At 33.4% G+C, this 21761-nt stretch carries 22 protein-coding genes; all 22 read right to left on the bottom strand.

All coding sequences use genetic code 11. The features are described from left to right. Positions 1 to 33: 33 nt before the first annotated feature. Genes BMX24_RS01565 through BMX24_RS01460 form a run of 22 tightly spaced genes read right to left on the bottom strand, consistent with a single transcriptional unit; the run spans position 34 to position 21740 of the window. Positions 34 to 675 (bottom strand): HAD family hydrolase, encoded by a 642-nt coding sequence (locus BMX24_RS01565; RefSeq protein WP_089790332.1) that lies wholly within the window; start codon positions 673 to 675, stop codon positions 34 to 36. Continuing rightward, a complete protein-coding gene (locus tag BMX24_RS01560; RefSeq protein WP_089790331.1) occupies positions 665 to 1633 on the bottom strand; it encodes an ATP-grasp domain-containing protein in 969 nt (322 codons plus the stop codon). The genes BMX24_RS01565 and BMX24_RS01560 overlap by 11 nt, the downstream gene beginning before the upstream one ends. After that, the gene (locus BMX24_RS01555; protein WP_089790330.1) at positions 1626 to 2237 is read right to left on the bottom strand and encodes a sugar transferase; all 612 of its coding nucleotides are present in this window, start codon (positions 2235 to 2237) and stop codon (positions 1626 to 1628) included. The genes BMX24_RS01560 and BMX24_RS01555 overlap by 8 nt, the downstream gene beginning before the upstream one ends. A gap of 11 nt (positions 2238 to 2248) precedes the next feature. Then, complete coding sequence (locus tag BMX24_RS01550; RefSeq protein WP_089790329.1) at positions 2249 to 3460, bottom strand: glycosyltransferase family 4 protein; 1212 nt, start codon at positions 3458 to 3460, stop codon at positions 2249 to 2251. Positions 3461 to 3464: 4 nt separating this feature from the next. Further along, positions 3465 to 4601, bottom strand: coding sequence for a non-hydrolyzing UDP-N-acetylglucosamine 2-epimerase (gene wecB, locus BMX24_RS01545; RefSeq protein WP_089790328.1), 1137 nt, complete (start codon positions 4599 to 4601; stop codon positions 3465 to 3467). Continuing rightward, positions 4549 to 5808: an O-antigen ligase family protein gene (locus tag BMX24_RS01540; RefSeq protein WP_089790327.1), complete on the bottom strand. Its 1260-nt coding sequence runs from the start codon at positions 5806 to 5808 to the stop codon at positions 4549 to 4551. Before BMX24_RS01540 ends, wecB begins: the two co-directional genes overlap by 53 nt. Before the next feature lie 4 nt (positions 5809 to 5812). Next, positions 5813 to 6931 carry a polysaccharide biosynthesis C-terminal domain-containing protein gene (locus BMX24_RS01535; protein WP_089790326.1) on the bottom strand — a complete coding sequence of 373 codons (1119 nt, stop codon included), beginning with the start codon at positions 6929 to 6931 and terminating at the stop codon, positions 5813 to 5815. Continuing rightward, a complete protein-coding gene (locus tag BMX24_RS01530) occupies positions 6931 to 7356 on the bottom strand; it encodes a WxcM-like domain-containing protein (protein ID WP_089790325.1) in 426 nt (141 codons plus the stop codon). The genes BMX24_RS01535 and BMX24_RS01530 overlap by 1 nt, the downstream gene beginning before the upstream one ends. An 11-nt stretch (positions 7357 to 7367) precedes the next feature. Beyond that, positions 7368 to 8402 carry a polysaccharide biosynthesis protein gene (locus BMX24_RS01525; protein WP_089790324.1) on the bottom strand — a complete coding sequence of 345 codons (1035 nt, stop codon included), beginning with the start codon at positions 8400 to 8402 and terminating at the stop codon, positions 7368 to 7370. Positions 8403 to 8416: 14 nt separating this feature from the next. Further along, on the bottom strand, positions 8417 to 10222 hold the full coding sequence (asnB, locus tag BMX24_RS01520; protein WP_089790323.1) for an asparagine synthase (glutamine-hydrolyzing): 1806 nt from the start codon (positions 10220 to 10222) through the stop codon (positions 8417 to 8419). 2 nt (positions 10223 to 10224) lie between these two features. Then, positions 10225 to 10989 carry an AglZ/HisF2 family acetamidino modification protein gene (locus BMX24_RS01515; RefSeq protein ID WP_089790322.1) on the bottom strand — a complete coding sequence of 255 codons (765 nt, stop codon included), beginning with the start codon at positions 10987 to 10989 and terminating at the stop codon, positions 10225 to 10227. Between the two features lie 15 nt (positions 10990 to 11004). Beyond that, positions 11005 to 11619 (bottom strand): imidazole glycerol phosphate synthase subunit HisH, encoded by a 615-nt coding sequence (gene hisH / locus BMX24_RS01510; protein ID WP_089790321.1) that lies wholly within the window; start codon positions 11617 to 11619, stop codon positions 11005 to 11007. Beyond that, positions 11616 to 12761, bottom strand: a complete 1146-nt coding sequence (locus BMX24_RS01505; RefSeq protein ID WP_089790320.1) for an N-acetyl sugar amidotransferase — start codon at positions 12759 to 12761, stop codon at positions 11616 to 11618. Before BMX24_RS01505 ends, hisH begins: the two co-directional genes overlap by 4 nt. A 5-nt stretch (positions 12762 to 12766) precedes the next feature. Next, positions 12767 to 13711 (bottom strand): hypothetical protein, encoded by a 945-nt coding sequence (locus BMX24_RS01500; protein ID WP_089790319.1) that lies wholly within the window; start codon positions 13709 to 13711, stop codon positions 12767 to 12769. Position 13712: 1 nt separating this feature from the next. Then, a complete protein-coding gene (locus tag BMX24_RS01495; RefSeq protein ID WP_170835635.1) occupies positions 13713 to 14927 on the bottom strand; it encodes a glycosyltransferase family 4 protein in 1215 nt (404 codons plus the stop codon). 22 nt (positions 14928 to 14949) lie between these two features. Continuing rightward, positions 14950 to 16134 (bottom strand): glycosyltransferase family 4 protein, encoded by a 1185-nt coding sequence (locus tag BMX24_RS01490; protein ID WP_089790318.1) that lies wholly within the window; start codon positions 16132 to 16134, stop codon positions 14950 to 14952. After that, entirely contained in the window at positions 16121 to 17299 is a 1179-nt protein-coding gene (locus tag BMX24_RS01485; protein ID WP_089790317.1) for an O-antigen ligase family protein, read from the bottom strand. The genes BMX24_RS01490 and BMX24_RS01485 overlap by 14 nt, the downstream gene beginning before the upstream one ends. Beyond that, positions 17280 to 18563, bottom strand: coding sequence for a lipopolysaccharide biosynthesis protein (locus BMX24_RS01480; RefSeq protein WP_170835634.1), 1284 nt, complete (start codon positions 18561 to 18563; stop codon positions 17280 to 17282). Before BMX24_RS01480 ends, BMX24_RS01485 begins: the two co-directional genes overlap by 20 nt. 2 nt (positions 18564 to 18565) lie before the next feature. Continuing rightward, a complete protein-coding gene (locus BMX24_RS01475; RefSeq protein WP_089790315.1) occupies positions 18566 to 19498 on the bottom strand; it encodes a DapH/DapD/GlmU-related protein in 933 nt (310 codons plus the stop codon). A gap of 5 nt (positions 19499 to 19503) precedes the next feature. Beyond that, the gene (locus tag BMX24_RS01470; RefSeq protein WP_228404629.1) at positions 19504 to 20139 is read right to left on the bottom strand and encodes a PIG-L deacetylase family protein; all 636 of its coding nucleotides are present in this window, start codon (positions 20137 to 20139) and stop codon (positions 19504 to 19506) included. Beyond that, positions 20129 to 21160, bottom strand: a complete 1032-nt coding sequence (locus BMX24_RS01465) for a Gfo/Idh/MocA family protein (protein ID WP_089792671.1) — start codon at positions 21158 to 21160, stop codon at positions 20129 to 20131. Before BMX24_RS01465 ends, BMX24_RS01470 begins: the two co-directional genes overlap by 11 nt. Positions 21161 to 21167: 7 nt before the next feature. Further along, entirely contained in the window at positions 21168 to 21740 is a 573-nt protein-coding gene (locus tag BMX24_RS01460) for an acyltransferase (protein WP_089790313.1), read from the bottom strand. Between the last annotated feature and the right edge of the window lie 21 nt (positions 21741 to 21761).

Here is a 21761-nt window from a genome sequence, read left to right as displayed (position 1 = left end):
TATATTTTTTATAAAATCAAAACTTAAAAATACTTAGTTTATATAACTAATGATCTCTTTAATATTATTTATTATTATTTGTGGTCTGTGTTCTTCTGACCAATCAAAATCCTGTTTGTGGATGTTTTTTCCGGCATCTTTCAATGCGATGGTAACCCAGCCTAAGCTATTAGGTGCTATGAAATCTTTTTTGGTATTATCTCCGATATAAAAATAATCGAGATCTTCTGTGCCCATGAATCCTTCATAATTCTTAAAATCCGGCTTTGAACTTCCGAATTCTTCAGAAATAATAATCTTATCAAAAAGGTCTTCAATATCCAAAGCCCGTAATTTATTTCTCTGAGTTACTGACCTTCCGTCTGTGATTAATCCTAATTTATATGACTTCCCTATAATATAATCTAAAACAAATTTTACTTCTTCCGCAATTTTAATTTTAGGAAAATGATTTCGGTAAATATCCAATAAATCAATCTTTGCATGTGAATATTTTTCTTCCAAAATTCCGAAAACATCTTTTTTATCATGATACCAATTGATCATATCCTGATAAAGCATTTCCTTATTTTGAATATCCAATAATTCTGCAATTTCATGATATGCCGATTCCAGATACTCAATTTCATACATGAGCGTATCATCCAGATCAAATATAATATATTTACCCTTCATAATTATGAACTAAAATCTCATCATCATAACGAAGCATTAATAAATTACTCTCCCACCCATCAAAGTAGGAAATATTTTCACCCAATAAATATTCTTTTAAAATCCATCCCGGATAATTTGCTCCCGCAAGATAACTTAAAGGATAACCTCCTCCAAAGCGAGGGTTTATTTCTATGGCAATAATTCTTTTATCCCCCGGATGAAAAAAGAACTGCATCGTAAGGCAACCTACCGCGCCATCAATCTGGGGAATATTTTGTCTTACATAATTTTCTATCTCGTTTTTCTGCGTCACCCCTTTATTTACTTCACCAGCCCTTACAAAAATACGTTTTCTTGGAACCACGCATTTCAACTCTCCTTTCTTATCATAATAAGTATCCACCGTATATTCATCGTAAATAGTCTGATCTATATACTCCATAAACATAAGTTTAGGATTTTGCATATGATAATCAGTAAGTTCCGAAGGTTCTTTTATTAAAAATATATCTTTACTTAAGGATCCGTCGTAAGGTTTTATAAATAAAGGAAACGACATATTATCCTTATCAAATTGCTTTGGAATTTCTATATTTTTTTCTTTAAAAAATTCGTTGATGATCCTTTTATCCCTGCATTTTTCAATAAAATTTTCTGAAGAAATAATAGGAATAATCCCGTTTTGCAGGAAGAAAGATTTATGCTTTGCTAAAATAAGAAGTTCTGTATCGATCGTAGGAATTATGATTTTAATATCCCAACTTTTACAAATCTCTAACAGATTGGCAATATAATTTGATTCTGTAACTCTGTTAATTTGTTTATATCCATCTGAGACATGACAAGCAGGCGCTAAAACAGGATTAAGATCTACGGTGAAAACTTTACCATTCTCATCAATCTTTTTTATTTCCTTTTGAAATGCACGAACCAAAGAAACCCTTTGCCCAGCGGAAGTTATTAGTATATTATTCATTTTCGTTGTTGGTAAAAAATTCCATTGTAGCTTGGCCTTCCTGGGAAATTCCTTCTCGGATAAACACTTTTTTTATGGTGAGAAAAATAATTTTTATATCGAGTAAAAAAGAGATATTATCCACATACCAAACATCATAATCAAATTTTTGTTTCCATGAGATAGCATTTCTTCCATTCACCTGTGCCCATCCTGTAATTCCGGGTTTTACTTCATGTCGTCTTGCCTGATGATTATTGTAAATGGGTAAATATTGCACCAAAAGAGGCCTCGGCCCGATGAGTGACATATCGCCTTTTATTACATTGATCAATTGCGGAATTTCATCTAAAGAAGTTTTTCTCACAAAAATACCCACAGGTGTCAATCTTTCAGCATCTGATAAGAGATTTCCATCTTTATCTTTCTTATCATTCATGGTTTTAAACTTTATGATACTGAAAACCTCACCATTTTTCCCGGGTCTTTTTTGAAAGAAAAAAGGTTGGCCCTGGTTGGCAAAAAATAAACATATCATGACCAATAGAAAAATAGGACTTAGCACCAGCAGTCCGATTATTGACACTAAAAAATCCGTAATTCTTTTGAAGAAATTTCTGTACACCTGGTTTTTTATTAGTTCAACGATTTCATTATTTTTTCATAAGACATATAAGCCTGAAATTCTCTTTCTAAAAAATCCCAACTATTCTGTCTCATTTTCTCAAATTCAGCTTTATCCATTTCAGCGAACAAATTTACGGTTTTCATCATAGATTCTATATCATCTGAACAAACTGCTGCCCCACAATTATTGTTTACAATATCCTCTCCTATATCTGTATTTTTATCCGTAGCCGCAATTACAGGAATTTTGTACTCAAGATATGATAACAATCTTGAAGGATAATTCGGAATCGTAAAATCTTTATGCAAAAATATTAATCCTACATCACAAACCCGTACTAAAAGATCGTAATCATTTTTAGGTAAGAATGAAATTAATAATACATTTTTTGGATTTGCTTTATCAATCCAATCCTTAATTTTTTCATATTCCGTTCCGGCTCCGACAATGACGAAAAATCCTTTTTTATTTTCTTTTTCCGCATCTAAAGTTTTAATGAGAAAATCTATTCCCTGCGGTTTTCCAAGATTTCCGCCGTAGATAAATATTTTTTTATCCGTCGGAATATTATATTTAGATTTTATTTGATTCTTATCTTCTTGAGATATTTCTTCAAAACCTTGTATTTGAATCGAATTAGGATTGATCTCTACTTTTTCTTTTGGAATATAAGAATTGTGCCTCAAAACAAAATCAACATTGGCTTTTGACATACATCCAATCTTATCCGAAATATTGTAAAGCTCCTTTTCTTTGTTTCTGAAATATTTATAAAAAAATCCTTTTTCGGACATAAACTGCATATCTACAGCATTTTGAGGAAAAATATCTTTTAACAGTAAATATGTTTTTGCGTTATCCCTTTTTTTGATAAACTTAATAAGATTTGTAAAAGTAATGGGTGGTGTAGAATAGATAACCAAATCAAATTTTACATCAGAAAAATACTTTTTTATCGCTCTTAAGAATAATTTTTCTATTGATAATGTAGAAATTCCTTTTTCAATAAAATTGGTTTTCAGGATATTTAAGGTTTTTACATTCAGGAATTTTGTATTTCCATCTGTTTTAATGCAGGTTTTTTTATTCTCCCTTCTTTCTAATGGTGATACAATATAAAGGTTATGCCCGTGAGCAGAGAACTCGCGCATCAAATCATGATAAATACCCCGTTGCTGTAAAGTATCAATTTTTACTAAAGTAAGAAACAGTACGTTCATTATATTATTTCTTACTCCAAACTACCCTGTTAACATAATCCGTATAGCTCAAAATGATTCTCACCATTTTTTCAGAAACATTCGGCATCGAATAATCTGAAACCGGTCTGTAATTTCTTTCCTTTCCTGTTTTTTGCTGTTGAAGCTGAACCAACCCCTGCAAAATTCTTTCGGGAGACAGCCCAACCATCATTACGGAGGCTTCTTCCATTGCTTCTGGTCTTTCGTGGGCATCTCTGATATTCAGTGCTCTAAAATTTAAAATTGAAGATTCTTCGGAAATGGTTCCCGAATCCGACAGAACAGCATAACTTCTCATCTGCAAAGCATTATAATCGTGGAAACCAAGAGGTTTTAGAAACTGAATTTCAGGTCTTACCTCCACCTTCATTTTATCGATCATATTTCTGGTTCTCGGATGGGTGGAAACAATAATCGGGAAGCCAAATTTTTCAGCAATGGCATTAAGGCTTTCTATTAATCCGTTAAAATTTTTCTCAGAATTAATATTTTCTTCTCTGTGCGAGGATACAACGAAATATTTTCCTTCTTCAAGATTCAGACGGGTCAACACATCAGAGCTTTCAATTTGGGGAAGATAATGGTTGAGAACTTCGAACATGGGAGAACCTGTTTTAATAATTCTGTCTGCAGGAAGCCCCTCTCTCAACAGATATTCTCTTGCAATATCCGAATAGGTCAAATTAATATCTGAAGTATGATCTACAATTTTTCTGTTGGTTTCTTCCGGAACTCTTTGATCAAAACATCTGTTTCCGGCTTCCATATGAAAAATCGGGATTTGTCTTTTTTTCGCGGGAATTGCACAAAGGCATGAATTGGTATCGCCCAAAACAAGGAAAGCATCCAGTTTTAATTCTTCCAGAAGCGGATCTATTTTAATTAAAATATTCCCCACTGTTTCCGTAGCCGTTTTTCCGGCGGCTTCCAAAAAATAATCCGGTTTGCGAAGACCTAAATCTTCGAAAAAAATCTGATTAAGTTCATAATCATAATTTTGTCCTGTATGAACGATGATATGCTCAACAGCTTCAGATGCATCCAAAGCCGATAATACCCTTGATAGTCTAATAATCTCCGGCCGTGTTCCCACGACTGTCATTACTTTTAATTTCTTCATTTGTAAAATTTATATATCCTAAGCCAATAACTGCCGCACCAAAGTACCAAAACTCAAATGATAAGTAAAGATTTCCCGATGTCTGGGCCAAAATAAAATATTGCAAGAAAAAGAAGATCACCACTCCGCTTTCTTTATACTTATAAATATGTTTCAAAATTTTAATAAAACTCTGAACTACAAATTTAAAATAAATTATAAACAGAGCCATACCGAATACTCCTGTTGACATTAATATATCAACAAAAATATTGTGAGAATACATACCGTCTTCAAATAATGCATTCCCTCCGAACAGCGGATGATTGAGAAATATTTCTATTCCCCTGCTAAAAAATGATGATCTTCCGGAAGCATTTCTTTCAAAAATAGCCCCATTTAACCTCTCAAAAAAAATAGAATTTTCACCAATTCCGGTTCGATAAATAACAAAAAGCCCAACAAAAGCCAACACAACCGCTCCCAAAAAGCAGAGCCAGTATTTTCTATTATTAATCGCGATCAAAAAGACAAAGAGAATAACAAAAAGTGCCAATACAGGACTTCTGGCAGCAGAAACGAAGATGGCAAAAGATCCCAGTAAAATCCCCAATGCGTAAAAATATCCTTTAGCTTTTAAAAATAAATAGCCATATAATGACATGATCACCAGGCTCAGCCCATAATGCCCAACCAGAATATAATAAGACCGGAAAATACCACTTCTCCCGTTGCTTCTATACGATTCGAATACAAAATTGGTGTAAAGAAAATTAATTCCGAAAATAATAAGAAGTCCGAAAAAAATAATCCTGAAAAACTTTTTAAAATCTATTTCTTGATAATTTAAGCTCAAAATAGCAATTACCGGTAAAGGGATCACCATAAACCCATAGTAATAAATAGAATTCTTCAATCCGGTAAAAACATCCGGAGGAACGGTAAAACTGGGAATCGTCTTATAAAGTTTAAATAAATAAAAAGAGAAAAACAAAGCAAATACAATAATGACTGTTTTTCTTTTTTGAACAATATGAAAATTCTTTACTATAAAATATATTGAAAGTAAAAATATCCCGCCCCTGATAAAAAAATTGATGTAATGAGGAAATCCCTTAGAATAATATGGGTCTATATACGCAAGAATATAACCAAATAAAGCCATGATCAGAAAATACATTTCCTGATCTTTTATGATTGATGCTTTTAAATGGCCTATTTTTTCCATCCGCTTATACTTCTAAGAAATACGTATCTGCGTCTTCCGGATTGAAAGGTTCATTAATCCAAAAAATCGTATATAATTCTTCTTCTCCTATATTTTTAATATTGTGGGTGTACCAGATCGGCATATCTACATAAGCCGGTTCGTTCCCGTCAAGATAGAAATCCAGTACTTCGTCTGTGTCTATTTTTCTTAACTGTATTAATGCTTTTCCTTTAATAACAGCAAATCTTTCTATTTTTCTGGTATGATAATGATTTCCTCTGGTAATTCCCGGCACTGTCGTTGAAAACGAGCACTGCCCTCCAATTCCAAGTCGAATCACCTCAACAAAAGCTCCTCTCGGATCGGTATGCTGGGTAAATTTAACCGGATAATGATTTTTAATATCAAAATAACAACGGAAAGTATTAAATAAATTAAAATCAAATTGTGTCTCCAATACAGGAATTTCCCCGTTATCGAAATATAATTGTTTATAATTTTCTAATTTTTGAAGCACTTCCGAAACTTTATTCGTAGAAGTAGACTGAACTTCATATAATTTTTTGGTTTCTCCCCTTTCAATTTGGTTAATAATTTCCTGAACCAATTCTCCCACGTAGATTAATTTCACCTCCCCGTCGTTGTCGATAACAGGAGTTTCTCCATGGGTAAGTTTGTGACAAAAAGTTGCAATGAAGGAATTATAATTGGGCTTTCCGAACGGTCCGAAAACATTAGGAATCACCATTCCGGTAAACTTTCCGCCTGATTTTTCAGCCCATTCTGCCAAAAGTTCCCGTCCTTCTTTTTTGGATTTTCCGTAAAGGTTATCTTTTTCTTCCTGAGCTGATGATGAAAAGAGAACATGAGCCTTAGAATTTGTTTTTTCTAAAGATGAAACCAATTTTTTAACCAAATCCAGATTATTATTATAAATAACTTCCGGATCAGGATGGCGATTCATGGCTGCAAGATGTACAATGACATCGCATTTTCCGACAAATTCATCCAATTTTTCTTCATTTTCAAAAAAATCTCTATCGAAATGAATGGTTTCAAATTTTTCGGGATAAAGCCCTAAAGTATTATATAAATGTGAACCGACAAATCCGTTTTGCCCGGTAATTCCAATTTTCTTCATTATTTAAAATTTTCGAAATAGTCTATAGGAAAACGATAATCATCAGCAATTTCGCCCAAAAAATAATCTGCCATCACCAGTAATCTCGATTTTTCTTCCCGAGACTGAATAGCACTTACATACCCTTTAGGAATATGAAGAACATCCAATTGCCCGGAATTTAATTCAAATTTTAAAATCGGTAAATTTTCAGATGGTTTTTCCCAATGATCAATCTTAATCAGTCTGATAGTGAAGCTTCCCTGCGATGCAGAAAGCCATCTTTGTTCGATTTTATGTCCGGTCCAGCCTCTCACAAATTTGGTATCTGCATTTTCTATGTAATAGATCCTTTTAATTTGCGATGCATTAAAATTATTATTAAAAAAGAGATTACCTCTGTCGTCGGAATATTTTCCTCCTTTAATAATCTGGGGAGTTTCCATACCAATATAATTTAATCTGGATATTGCATTAAGTCTTCTCCCAACACTTCTTTTCTTATCAAAGGAAGTTTCATCAAAAGTTGTTTCATTCCTTCAACGTCCTGCTGGTGGGTGTTGTGAGAGTGATAATCTTCAATTTTCGAAATATCTTCCGTTCCTTCAGAAAAATACTGAGCATAATTCAAATCCCTGTTGTCCGCAGGAATTCTGTAAAAATCTCCCATATCTTCTGCTTTGATCATTTCTTCACGGGTACACAATGTTTCATATAATTTTTCACCGTGTCTCGTTCCGATTATTTTTATAGGATTATCGGCCTTAAACATTTCTTTCAGTGCCTGAGCCAAATCTCCGATTGTTCCTGCAGGAGCTTTATTAACGAACAAATCACCAGGATTTCCGTGTTCAAAAGCAAATAAAACCAAATCAACGGCTTCTTCCAGTGACATTAAAAATCTCGTCATATTAGGATCGGTGATCGTAATCGGATCCCCGTTTTTGATCTGCTTTACAAACAAAGGAATAACGGAGCCTCGTGAAGCCATTACATTTCCGTATCTGGTAAGGCAAACGACTGTTTCGTCCAGGTTTCTGGAAGCGGCTACCGCGACTTTTTCCATCATTGCTTTTGAAATTCCCATCGCATTGATAGGATATGCGGCTTTATCTGTACTTAGGCAGATTACTTTTTTTACTTTGTTTATTGCAGCAGCATCGATGACGTTTTGAGTTCCTTCCACGTTGGTTTTCACGGCCTGCATCGGGAAAAATTCGCATGATGGAACCTGCTTCAAAGCGGCAGCGTGAAATACATAATCTACCCTTCTCATTGCGGGTTCGATACTTTTATAATCTCTTACATCACCAATATAAAATTTCAGTTTATCATTTTTAAACTGATTTCTCATATCATCCTGCTTTTTCTCATCACGTGAAAAGATACGTATCTCTTTAAAATGATCCGTATTAATAAATTTTCTGAGAACAGCTGTCCCAAAGGAACCTGTTCCACCTGTGATAAGAAGTGTTTTATCTTTAATCTGCATATGTGTTTTTAATATTAAAGTTTCATGTTATAGAGTTTTTCCCAGACTGCAATGTTGTACAATCTCCATTCCAGATCCCGGTCTGCAATAAAGGTATATTTCTTTTTTGAAATTTCCTGTATTATTTTTGAGTTATTGATGGTTTCCAGGATTTTTTGTGATCGCGGCCACCAGTGATTGACAGGTGGGTTTAGTCCAATTTTCCTGCTGTTATATGTTACTTCATCTGGCAAAAATTTTTCAAGATTTCTCCTTAAAATATATTTTGACCAGCCATCCCTTATTTTATAATTGTTATTGATTGATAATACAGTTTCTACAAATGTGTAATCTAGAAAAGGTAATCTGGATTCAATAGAAAAAAGCATCGAATTTTTATCTTCTATCCTTAAAATATCAGGAAGAAGGAAATGGAAAATTTCGTTTTTCTGAAGTTCAAAAATTTTTTTATATGATTTTGTAAGTTTCTTTAGTTTAGAAAAATTTATAATTCCAAGATATTTATTCTTTAAAATAGCACCTCTCCTTTGCAATCTGAACTTCCTTACAAAATAGCTCGAAAAGTAAAAATATATTTTCCCTGCTTCCAGAATAGAAATATCATAATGACTTTTTACCTTTTTTAAAAATTTCAGATTTGAGATAAAATCATGATTTCTTAAAAAAGCAGCGGTATATCTGCTATATCCCAATAGAATTTCGTCAGCGCCCTGCCCGTCAAGAAATACTTTTACGCCTAACTTATTCGCTTCCTTCATCAGAAAATTTTGCATGAACACCGACAAATCGGCAAAGGGTTCTTCATGCATAAAAATTACGTTTTCAAGATCATGCCTGAATTCGTCGGATTTAGGAGTTACAATATCATGATTGACATGGATTGTTTCTGCAATAAGTTTTGCCAGTTTGCTCTCATCATCCCTTTCATCCAATGACCCTACTGTGATAGCCGTAAAACCGCAATTATTTTGTTTATCTATGATTTTATTGGCAATTGTGGTTACATAAGGACTGTCTAATCCTCCACTCAATGCACTTCCTATTTTTACATCTGACCTTAATCTTATTTTAATAGATTCTTCGAATTTTTTTTCAAAAATTTCAATAGATTCCTCTAAGTTTAATTTATTTATCTCTTTTTTAAACTCAATATCATAATATTTATAGATTCGGAATTCATTCGTTTTTAGATCATATATAAGATTATGAGATGCTGGTAATTTTAAGATGCCTTCGAAAAAAGTTTCATTAAAATGGCCCGTTAAGTTTACAATCAGATACTGTAATAATATCTGAATGTTTACCTTTTCTACTTTTTCAATTTCAAGGATAGGTTTAATTTCAGATGCAAAAATAAACTTGTTCTCATTAGAAAAATAATAAAAAGGTTTTATCCCAAAACGATCTCTTGAACAAAATACTTTATTATTCTTAGAATCAAAAATTGCAAAAGCCCACATCCCATTGAACTTCTTAACACATTCTTCTCCCCAGCAGTCATAAGAAGCAACCAAAACCTCGGTATCTGAAGTTGTATTAAATGAATATCCTTTTTCCTTAAGTTCTTCTTTGAGTTCAATATAATTGTAAATAACTCCGTTAAAAACTAGAACATGCTTATCATTAAAATGAAAAGGTTGATTTGCAGATTCGCTCATATCGATGATCGATAATCTTCGATGTCCGAATCCTAAATTTTCGTGGACAAAAAAACCTTCGGCATCCGGACCTCTATGTGACATTTTATCTGTCATTTTCCTTAGAGTTCCCTCCTTCACCGGTGTTTTGTCCTTATATATCAGTCCTGCTATTCCGCACATAATTATTTTTGCCTTAAGCCTTCTTTTTCTTCAAAAGATGGATAGTTTATTAAAACGGCTTTATATACACCTTTAAATACAAACAAACTACCTGCCGCAACTCCAATAATTCCGTGCTTGTCTATTACTTGTTTAATATCATTCAAAGAACCTGCACCTCCTAAAACAGTAAGTGGAAGTGATATTTTTTCTCTTACTTTATCTATTAATGAAAGGTCATACCCTTTCATCACACCATCCTGATCAATAGAATTAATAATAATTTCTCCTGCACCCAGTTTTTGAGCATCTTCCACAAATTTAAACGGATTGATTCCCGTAGCTTTTTTTCCGTTATGAGTATAGACTTCATATCCGCCGAAAAGCTTTTTTTTGACATCGAGTACTACAATCACACTTTGTGAGCCTACCCTGTCTGCAATCTGAGTGATCAACTGTGGATTTTGAAGAACAGCTGAAGAAAGGGCAATTTTTTCAATTCCCAACCCAAAAATCTTTTGCGCCTGTTCAACAGTTTTTACACCACCTCCATAGCAAAGTGGCATTCTGGATTGATTTGCTATTCTTTCAATTAAACTATAATTAGGCTCTAATCCTTTTACCGTTGCATCAATATCAAAAATAGCAAGCTCGTCTACTTCTTTCTCGTTAAATATCCTTACTGCATTAATAGGATCTCCGACGTATTTCGGATTTTTAAAATTTACCGTTTTTACAAGTCCATTGTCCTGTATCAGAAGACTAGGTATAATTCTGGGTCTTAACATTTGTGTTTAAAACATTTAAAGTTTTGCAAAATTGTGCAATAAAATTTCACCATAATGATGGCTTTTTTCCGGGTGAAATTGTATTCCGTATTTATTTTCGTGATGTGCGGCTGAAGCAAATTCCCCACCATATTCGGTAACAGCCATTATATCCTCATTATTGTTGCAATGAAAATAATAAGTATGCAGAAAATAAAAAATAGAGTCTTTTTCTAAGCCTCTGAATAATTCAATATCTTTTACAGGCTTTACATCATTCCATCCCATATGAGGCAGCCTTGTTACCTGATTAATTTTTGTTTCGTCAAATTTTTTAACTGTGGCATCGATCCATTTCAAACCATCTAATTTTCCTTCATCACTATTGTTTGCCATCATCTGCATCCCGACACAAATCCCGATTACCGGTACTTTTTTATCAAGCACCAATTCGTCGAGTTTATCTCTCATTCCCGAATTATTCAATTGAGTCATTGCATGATCAAAATGTCCTACCCCGGGAAGAATTAATTTTTGTGCATCTTCCAGATCGTCTTTTGTTTTTGCAATTTTTACGGGAACATCTACTCTTTTGTACACATTCACAAAGGCATTGATGTTTCCAACCCCGTAGTCAATAATCGTTATCATCTGAATAATCTTTTTTCAAGTCCAAATTTTCTCATTGCCTGAGCGCCAATGCCTATCAGTGATCTTTTATTTTTGTAATCGTGATAGGTCTTATTTTCACCTTCAAATAATTTTTGAAGCTCGTCAACGGTAAGATCTAACTTATTGGCTACATACTCAAATTCTTTCTGCAGAAATTCTTCAGAAAGTTCCGGTCTGGAAACTCTGTCCAGCGCTTCTTCTCTGGTCATCTGACCTGTAAGAATAAGACTGGAAAAATGTGCTTTCCTTTTCTGATATCCGAATTTTTTTGGCATCCAATAATCTTCAAAGAATCTCGTAAATCTCGATTCGTGATGCTTATGCTGGAAACTTTCCCATCCATATTTATCAAAAAGCATTTTTTCTACATCTTTTTTAATGTATGGCAGACTGTTTAATGGCTTATAAACCTGCATTCCTAAAACATATTTATAATACAGTTTATAGCTCATGATATCTACGATAGGAAAAGTTTTGAGTTCTCTTTTCCCAAACTTTTTGTGGATATCCAATATAAGCGTTTTATCAATCCCAGGATATGCTCCCCATTCTTCAGGCTCTCTGCAGCATTCTGTTGAATAGTTTCCTCCTGTAAGAACATATTTAATTTTATTCTTCTTGGCAAATTTATACAACCCGGAAAAGAATGCAATATCCTGAGGCATATCCTGATCTGCAATCTGAGATTTCAAGAATGCCACCTGCAGATCTTTCATTTCCTCCCAGTTGATAACTTCGGTATATAAATCGAGGTTTAGCCCGTTTACCAATTTCTCAATATTACTTACCGCGCGGTCTGTATTCCAGCCTGCATCCACATGGAAAATAAGAGGACGCAACCCCATTACTTCCTTTGCTACATAGGCAGCATAAGAGCTGTCCAACCCTCCACTAAGTCCAATAATACAGTCGAAATCTCTGTTTTTACCGTCTTTTTTAATTTTCTCAGCTTCCTGTTCAAGTTCTTTTAAGCCTCTTTCATCTGTGTGCCAAGTTGGTAATATATTTTCAATATAATTGATATAGTAATCACTTTCACCTTTTTCATTGAAAACAATATTTGGATCTGTAGTATCCATAATTGTTTTTGTACAAATTTGATAAGGTCTTGTTTCTTCCATAAGTGTTATTTTTCTACTTCCTTTTTCATTAAGCTTAATAGACCAATAATGTATTGATCATAAAACGTGTCAAAATTAGTTATTTTATTTTTTTCAAGTTCTTTTTTTAAAACAGGCTCACTGGTGCGATAAGAATATCCATCTGCATTCCAAAGAACAATACCGTCTACATGCTTATTATTATACTTTGCATTTGAAATAGCTGTTATATATGTTCTAAAATCCGAATCATTTATTTTTTGATTTCCAATGCTTGCATTGGAAGGATGGTAGCGCGACATTACAAAAGGATACACCTTTTTATTATAAATACTAGCGATTCTTATCATTTCTTCCGCATTTTCTTCAATATAGTCTTCATTTTCCATACTAAAGCTTACATGATTGTAGAAAATATAAATAGATGGAAACAATATATCGCTTTTTCTAATTATCGGATCAAGTTTTTTGTATTGGTCATAAAACTTTTTATCTCTTCCCCAATATGTAGTATAAGGAATTCCATAATATCCCCATTTTACATTTGGTCTTTGTTTTTTAACAAAATCAAGGACATCCAGAAAAAGTTTAACGCTTCTTTTATAATTATCTGTAGTGACATCTTCTTTAAGATAGTCTATATAAGGTACTTCAATATCAATGTAAGCAATCCCGGAGGCGTTTGGATCCGGATAAGCTCTTTCCAGTTCTTTTATAAGAAGATCTTTACTGAATGTAAAAGGAACTTTTTTATCTATAAACTGGCCGTCATTTACGAACTGTACAAACTGTATTTTCTCACGATTAATAAAGTCTGTAAAAGTTTTAGATTTATTATCAGAGCAAATTAATATTTGAGGTGGGTTTTGGATACCTCCAATTTCTGGTGATACAAAATTTTGTTTTTTTTCGTTTCCCGCACAGGTAAGTAGCAGTACGGTTGAAAGCACTGTGAATAATTTTGTTATCATATCAATTTAGTTTTAAAATGTCACAATATAGGTCTAAATATTCCTGAAAACGGTCATTTTTATTAAATTTCAATTCTGCTCTCTTTCTGCATTCTTTTGTATAAAACTGTTTACCATTTTTTTTGATTTCCTGAATGGCATCTAATAATCCCTGTACGTTTCCTTTTTCTACCACAATTCCTGTATTTTCATCAATTGCTTCCGGTGCCCCACCAGTCTTAAAAGTGATAACCGGAGTTCCGCAAGACTGTGCCTCCAGATTTGTAGTAGGGAATGTGTCTTCAAGAGTAGGATTTACAAAAACATCTGCCACCGAATAGAATTCTGCCAATTCTTTAATATTTTCCGTCCTTTTGACTCCTATTATATTGGAAGGCAATTTTTTAATTTGTTCATCATTCAAACCTATTAAAATTATTTGATAATCATCTGATATATTTTTCGAAAGTTCAACAAAATATTTCAAACCTTTCCTCTCGCTCCACGGGCTGGCTACTCCAAGGATTATAAATTTGTTTTTTAGGTTATATTTCTCTTTTATAGATTCAGCATTTTGAGGTGCAAATTTTTCAATATCAATTCCATTATGAATAGTATGTACTCTGAAATTTTTCAAAAAAGATTCTTTTACCTGATCACCGATCCAGTTGGAAACAGGTACTATTGTAAGATTTTCTACAGAGTTGAAAATCCTTTTTTTATCTCTGAAGTTGCGGGTAGACTGATCTATATACGATTGCGGATAATCATGAGTCTGTGGACATTTAAAGCATTCCGTCTTCCATTTATGGCAGTCTACAAATTCGTAATAGGCACAATGTCCGGTAAAAGACCAACAATCATGAAATGTCCAAACGATTGGTTTTTTGAATTCTGATAAAAAATTAAACAAAATTTCAATATTTACAAAATATCCGTGCAAGTGCTGAAGCTGGATGAGATCAGGATTGATTTCCTTAATTGTTTTAATAAGCTTTTTGGTTGCGGCTACAGATCCGAATCCATGTCGATCCGTAAGCCTGGTTTTGAGTCCATGGCTTATTAAGCTGATCTTATTTCCTATAGGTATGACATTGGATTTACTGGGATTATGATCTCTTCCGTAAGCGATATAGCTTTCCCACCCGTTATCAATTATCTTTTCACCAATATGCTCTGCGATTCTGCCTACAGAACCACTGTTTACCTCACTTGATATTTGAAAAATTTTAATCATTATATTTCCTGCTACTAGCCTCTTAATCTTCTAATGTTCTTCTGGCTATTATTTCGTAGTCTAAAAACTCTTTTGCTGTCTTCTCTGCTCCCTTTTTCATGAGATCTATTTTTTCAGGTGTCTGAATTAATTCTAACAAAATTTTCGAAAAATATTCTTCATTAATATCCTGAGCATCTATTTTAATTAAATTATTATTCCGGTTCAGGTAAGACATATCCTGTCCGCCGAAATCTCCGGCAATAAGCGGAAGATGCATCCCTATTGACTGTTGCCAAAGTACAGACTGACTGCATGGGAAAAGCGCAATATCGGATGCAGCCATCAGTTCATACGTTGTATGACTGTCGATCCAACCGGTAAAGTGAACATTATATCCTTCAGCATTTTTTTTCATTTGCTCATAATACACTTCGTCATTTACATCTCCTTTACCAAAAACTATTAAATGTACGTTTTTTAAATTCAGTCTTTTTACAGCATCTACAGCCAGGTGAATTCTTTTTAGCTGATTTATTTTTCCGCCTGTAATAATTACGATATCTTCTTTTTTAATACCAAACTGATTTCTAATCTCTGAAATATTTGTGTTCTGTCTTACTTCATTGCATTTTGCATAATCGCAACCTAAAGGCAACAGTTCTATGCTATCATAAGGTACATCATAAACTTCATTCAGAAACGTGGTACTTCCGGGTACAATAGAATATATTTTATGTAAATATTTTTTATATCTGTTAAAAAATGGTTTTCTGATAAGTTTGTGTAAAATATTTAAGGATATCCAATTTTTTGCAGAATTTGTGTAATCTGCATGATAATCCATTATAATTTTACATTCAGGGAATTTTTTTTGATACTCTACAGCTTCCTTTAAATTGAGATGAATATCATGTGCAAAGATCAAGTCTGGTTTTTCTTCTGCAAGAATCTCATATACTCCTGAATGTTTTCTTAATTTATTTAAAAAATTCAAACTATATGGCAACCTGATTATTTTTGCCCCGTGGTAATCTTCTATTTTCTTTTTTTTGGAAGGATCATATTTTTCGTGAGTATAATCAAAGACATTCTCAAAAGTTGATGTAATAACTACCACTTCATGACCTAATCTCCTATAATTTTCAGTAAGAAGATTTTCCTGGTAGGTATAACCTAAGCCAAAAAAATCCTGCAACATTACAATTTTTTTTCTATTTTTTTCCATTTGTTTTACTGAGGTTTATTGATAAAGAAAGAACGGGCCATATAAGCAAATAATTAACAATAGATCCTGCAGATATTGATCCTACGGTATCCATCAAAAGAATACCTCCCAAAAAGCTGTAAGCAAAAACTTTTAAAACTTTTGTCCCAATTATTATATTTACTATAAAGATAACTATGGAAAGCAGTCCTCCAACAATTCCCATTGCCATAAATGATTCTAAAATTATATTATGGGGATATGCATTACCCATGGAAGTTTCGATAGCATCTCCGAAAAAAGGATGGTCCAAGAACTGATTCCAGGCCGATTTCAAAAGCATAGCTCTAAACTGATCATTTTCGTTTGCTGTAAACCCTGTTTCCCCGATTCTTTGAAACACCAGTTTTGAGGCCTCAAAATAACTTGGAAATAAGTTAAGCAGCACAATACCTACAATGAAAGCAAGAAGTACATATTTCAGCCTTACCTGTCTTATATGAACAAAAGTGTATAATGAAATAATGACAATTAATTGTATTAAAGGTCCTCTTGATCCGGCAACAAAAATATTATATAATCCCAGGAGCATTCCTATGATAAATACAATACTCAGGAGATTTTTTTTATATTTTAGTAATGATATAAAACAGATAAAAAATAAAATGGTAGAAGTCTTCCCAAAAGAAACAGTATTTAAGCTGCTATTACCGTCGGCTCTTATCAGAATATCATCCGGTACGATCTGTGGGGCTGTAATATTATTATAAAGTCCCCAGATATTGACGATAAATAAAATTACCAAAATATAATTTTTCACTGTCAGCAAGGTTTTCTCTGAAAATTGAGTAGTACAAGCAAACATTGACACTATAATCAATACTGAAAATGACCAGTAGTCATTAATAGGGGCAAGTATATTTTTTGTAGTTAGTGCCGTATCATAAAAAAGCCGCAGGAGATATAAAAACCAAAAAAAGAACAGCAAGTAATGTATTTTCGTTAGCTGCATTCTGTTTTTTAATACTACGAATATCCCGGAAACAAGTACCACAACTCTTAAAGCAATACTTACAGGCCTGGATTCTATTCCCAATAAATCAGGAAAAAAGGATATAAGCTCATAGCCGTAAAGCATAAGGGTAAGAAAAAATACTTGTAAACTATTAGGCTTTTCTACTTGCATTCTTTGATAAATTATTGGTAAAATATAAAAAAATTAAACTTGACAAAACAGAAACAACCGTATATAAAATCAATGACAGATAATAACTTTTATCAAGATAATATCCCAAAAATATTGATATAAATACAAACAATGCATTGATGATCTGTAGTCTCATCAGTATTTTTTGTTTTTCAAAAACATAAAATAAAGTATTCAATGGAGCTGATAAAAATTCAAAAAATAAAGCTACAGATAATATTCTTGCAAAATATCCTGCAATTTCCCATTTTTCTCCAAATACAAGTGAAAACAATTTCGGAGAAACAGCAAATACCAACAAATAAATGGGAAATGAGATTATTAATAATTTTTTTAAAGTAGACTGGTATAAATGTATACAATTTCCGGTTTCTCTTATTTCATCAATTGCATCATTCCTGAAAACATTTCCTACTGATGATGTAATCACAATATTAGGCAGCCTTATCATTCTATTAGCCATCGAAAAGAAACCAACAATAGTTGTATTATATAAAGCCGAAAAAAGAATCGGAATAAACTGTTGACAGGCTGTAAGTGACAAATCCGAAAGAATCATATACCTTGGAAACGCCTTGTATTCCTTACCTACCTTCAGCATTTTATTATCAAACGAAGATAAATGGCTCAAAAGTTCTTTATCCGTTAAAAGTAAATATAAACTGGAAATTATAATTCCTAATATTAGGGATAATATTAATCCTCCTTCATAATTAATGACTCCAAAAAACAAACTGAAAACACTTGTTCCTATTACTTGAATCGCATTGGCTAAAGTAATTTTCGTGTATTTTTTATCCCGCTGGTTCCAATATCCCAAAGCAGAGTACAATGCCCCGAAAAAAATATAGACAGGTGCCAAATAGACCTGCTTATTATTAAGAAAACCAGTATTATCCTGTAAATGGATAAGATCTTTAAGAACAAAAATCAATACAAAATATAGCAATGAAACAGTAAAGCCAATACATAGAATAAGTTTAAATATATTGGAAGCTTTAATATTTTCTTTTGGTAATCCCAAAGCCAGCTCATATCTTCCGGTGGATAATACCGCAAAGAAAATGGCAAAACTGCTAAAAACAGATAAAAGCCCAAAAGCCTCTACCGAATAGAGACGGCTCAAAAAAGGAGATGTCGCTATTACGATCAGCTGGCTAATGATAGTTCCGCTGGAAAGAATAGCAACATTTTGTAAAAATAAATTAGATTTTACTCTATTAATTATGTCTTTAAAACCCAAAACTATTTAAACAATTTTTCGTTCATAATTTTTTTCTTGTTCAGTGCTACAGAAATTTCTTCAGCAGGACTTCCGATAACGGTCTGTCCGTTTTCAACGTCTTTTACCACAACAGCTGAAAGGCCAATGGTGACATCATTCCCCACCTTTTTCTGGTTCAAAATAGATGAAGATGGAGCAACCCATGTATTTTCACCTATTTCCACACTCCCGGCTACCATCGCATTGGCAATAACGAGACTGTTTTTACCAACCTTTACGCCATGGGCAATATGTACAAGATTATCTACTTTCACATTTTCCATTAAAATTGTACTCCCCAATACCGCACGGTCTATACATGTATTGTTACCAATTTCAACATTATTTCCTATGATTACATTTCCAATATGCGGAATAAAAACAAACTGTCCCGTTTCATCTTTTTCATATCCAAAACCGACTCCGCCAATGGTATTATTTGCCCCGATAATCACATTCTCACCAATTATCGTGTCCTTTTTTATTGCTGTATGATGATCTATTACAGTATGATCACCTATTGTGCAGTTGTCTTCTATTATAGTATATTCTCCAATGTAAACGTTTTTTCCGATACTTACATTTTCACCAATAATTGCGGTTTTAGAAATTCCCGTTTTTTTCTTAGGCATGAAAAACTCAGAAAGTGCCTTTTGGAAGGCCAGTCGGGGATTTTCAAAGATCAAATATGTACAGTCAGAATTAATAAGATCTTCAGAAAAGTTGTTACATATAATAACTCCTTTTTTAACTTCTTTTAATTTTTCGCTAAACTTTGCAGAAACCCACATTAATACATCATCCCTCTCATTATTCGGGTCAAGCTGAATGGCATTGATAATTTCTTTATCAATATTTCCTATAACCTTTTCAGGATTTAGTCTGTTTATAATTTCTGAAAGTACTACCATCATTTTATTTATTTTATTGAAAACCTTACAACTTCAAAAGTCTCTGCGTATTTCACTCCAAACTGCACCCCTCTTGCCACAGCTAGTGAACGAATAAAATCTGCGCTCAGATAATCTCTAAAACCTTGAGATTTATATTCTTTCAAAGCATCGATTTTCCTGTTGATATGTTCCTCACTTAAAGATACATAACTTTGTGTATTAAAAGATAGATTATTCCATATAAGCTCATAGCTAAAGATCGACTTTGTCTTAAATGCTCTGATCCCTTCATTGGCGATAGTAGAGTGATCCTGATGTATATCGTTGATACTTGGGATCAATACAAGATCTATATCAGAATGTTCTCTTTTAAACCTGATTAGTTCTTCTAAAATTTCCTGTCTGGCATAATTAAGTTTTCTTACCTGATAATTAAAAATAATTACATTTTCTTCTTTTATGCCAAGTACTTTTGTGGCAGCTTTTACTTCAGTTTTCAAAATATCCTTAGGAAATCCTGCAGGAACAGATTCTTCGGCAGTTGAAAAGGCCATATAAAAAACTTCAGCACCTTCATCAACTAATTTCGAAATAAATCCCCCTGCTCCTAATTCACCATCATCTGTATGAGGAGCCAATACTAAAACTTTTTTAAAGCTCATAAGTGTCATTTTTTTTCAATTCATAAATCCTCTCAATAATATCCACTACCTTCAGCCCTTCCAAAGCATTTGTAGTAATCGTATTTCTTCCTTTCAAAACATCTACTACGTTTTCAATAATGTAGTGATGATTTGCTGCAGAACCTTTATAAGCTCCGTAGTCATTTCCAGGATTTGTCGGTGGTAATTCCGGCATGATGTAGTCTTTGATATTACAAACTTCAACCTTATCCATATATTGACCACCAATTTTCACAGCACCATTTTCAGCAATGATCGTCATTGAACTTTCAAGATTTTGATTCCAGACTGAAGTCGAATAGTTCAAAGATCCCATTCCACCATCTACAAAATCAAAATTCACAAAACCGGAGTCTTCAAAATCTGTAAGATCTTTATGATTAAAATCTGCAAATTTTGCCTGAATATTGGTAATATCTCCAAATAACCAGTACATAATATCTATAAAATGAGAAAATTGAGTGAACAAAGTTCCTCCGTCAAGCTCCAGTTTCCCGTGCCATGATTCAGGCTTGTAATATCTGTTGTCACGATTCCAGTAACAATTAAGCTGAACCATGTATATCTCTCCTAATTTACCGCTTTCCACCATCTCTTTGATCCATACAGAAGGTGGAGAATAGCGGTTCTGCATTACCGCAAAAACCTGTTTATGCTTATGCAGAGCCTGAAATATTAATTTCTCTGCGTGCTGTTTATTCAGAGCCATTGGTTTTTCAACCACGACGTGCTTTCCGGCATCAATGACTTTATAAGCCTGCTCGAAATGAAATCCGTTGGGTGAAGCAATATTGACAACATCCACTTCAATTCCGGAATTCAAAAAATCATCCAATGATTTAAAAAAAGGCACATCGTAATTCTCGATTCCTAAGGCTGATTTATCTTTTACATCGATTAAAGCTACCAGTTCGCACTCAGAATTTCTTGACACCATTTCAGCGTGTCTTTTTCCGATGTGTCCGCAACCAATAACTGCAAATTTTATTTTTTCAGACATTTTGTTTTTAAATTTTTGAAACTTTATTATTTTCCAATTTGTATTTTTCGCCGCTCTCTTCACACACCGCAAATCCTTCAGCATCAAAGTTCAGACGATGGCCAAATTCACTCATCCATCCCATTTGTCTTGCAGGATTTCCAACTACAAGAGCATAATCCGGAACTTCTTTTGTTACGACTGCACCTGCCCCGATAAAGGCATATTTTCCGATATTATGACCACAAACGATCGTTGCATTAGCCCCAATCGATGCTCCTTTACCAACATGAGTTTTCAGGTATTCATTCTTGCGGTTAACAGCACTTCTTGGGTTAATCACATTGGTAAAAACCATTGAAGGCCCCAGAAAAACATCATCATCGCAAGTTACCCCTTCATATATCGAAACATTGTTCTGGACTTTTACATTATTTCCTAAAATTACTTTAGGCGAAACGACCACATTTTGACCGATATTACATTTTTCTCCCAAAACACAATTTGGCATAATGTGGGAAAAATGCCAAATTTTGGTTCCTGCTCCTATTTTGCAACCTTCGTCGATCACTGCTGTTTCGTGTGCAAAAAAATCCGACATATTTTTTTTCTTTATTATTGA

The sequence above is a fragment of the Chryseobacterium wanjuense genome, assembly GCF_900111495.1.
Taxonomy (GTDB): domain Bacteria; phylum Bacteroidota; class Bacteroidia; order Flavobacteriales; family Weeksellaceae; genus Chryseobacterium; species Chryseobacterium wanjuense.
The sequence above is the reverse complement of the archived record's forward strand: the minus strand, read 5'-3'. Positions and strand labels throughout refer to the sequence as shown.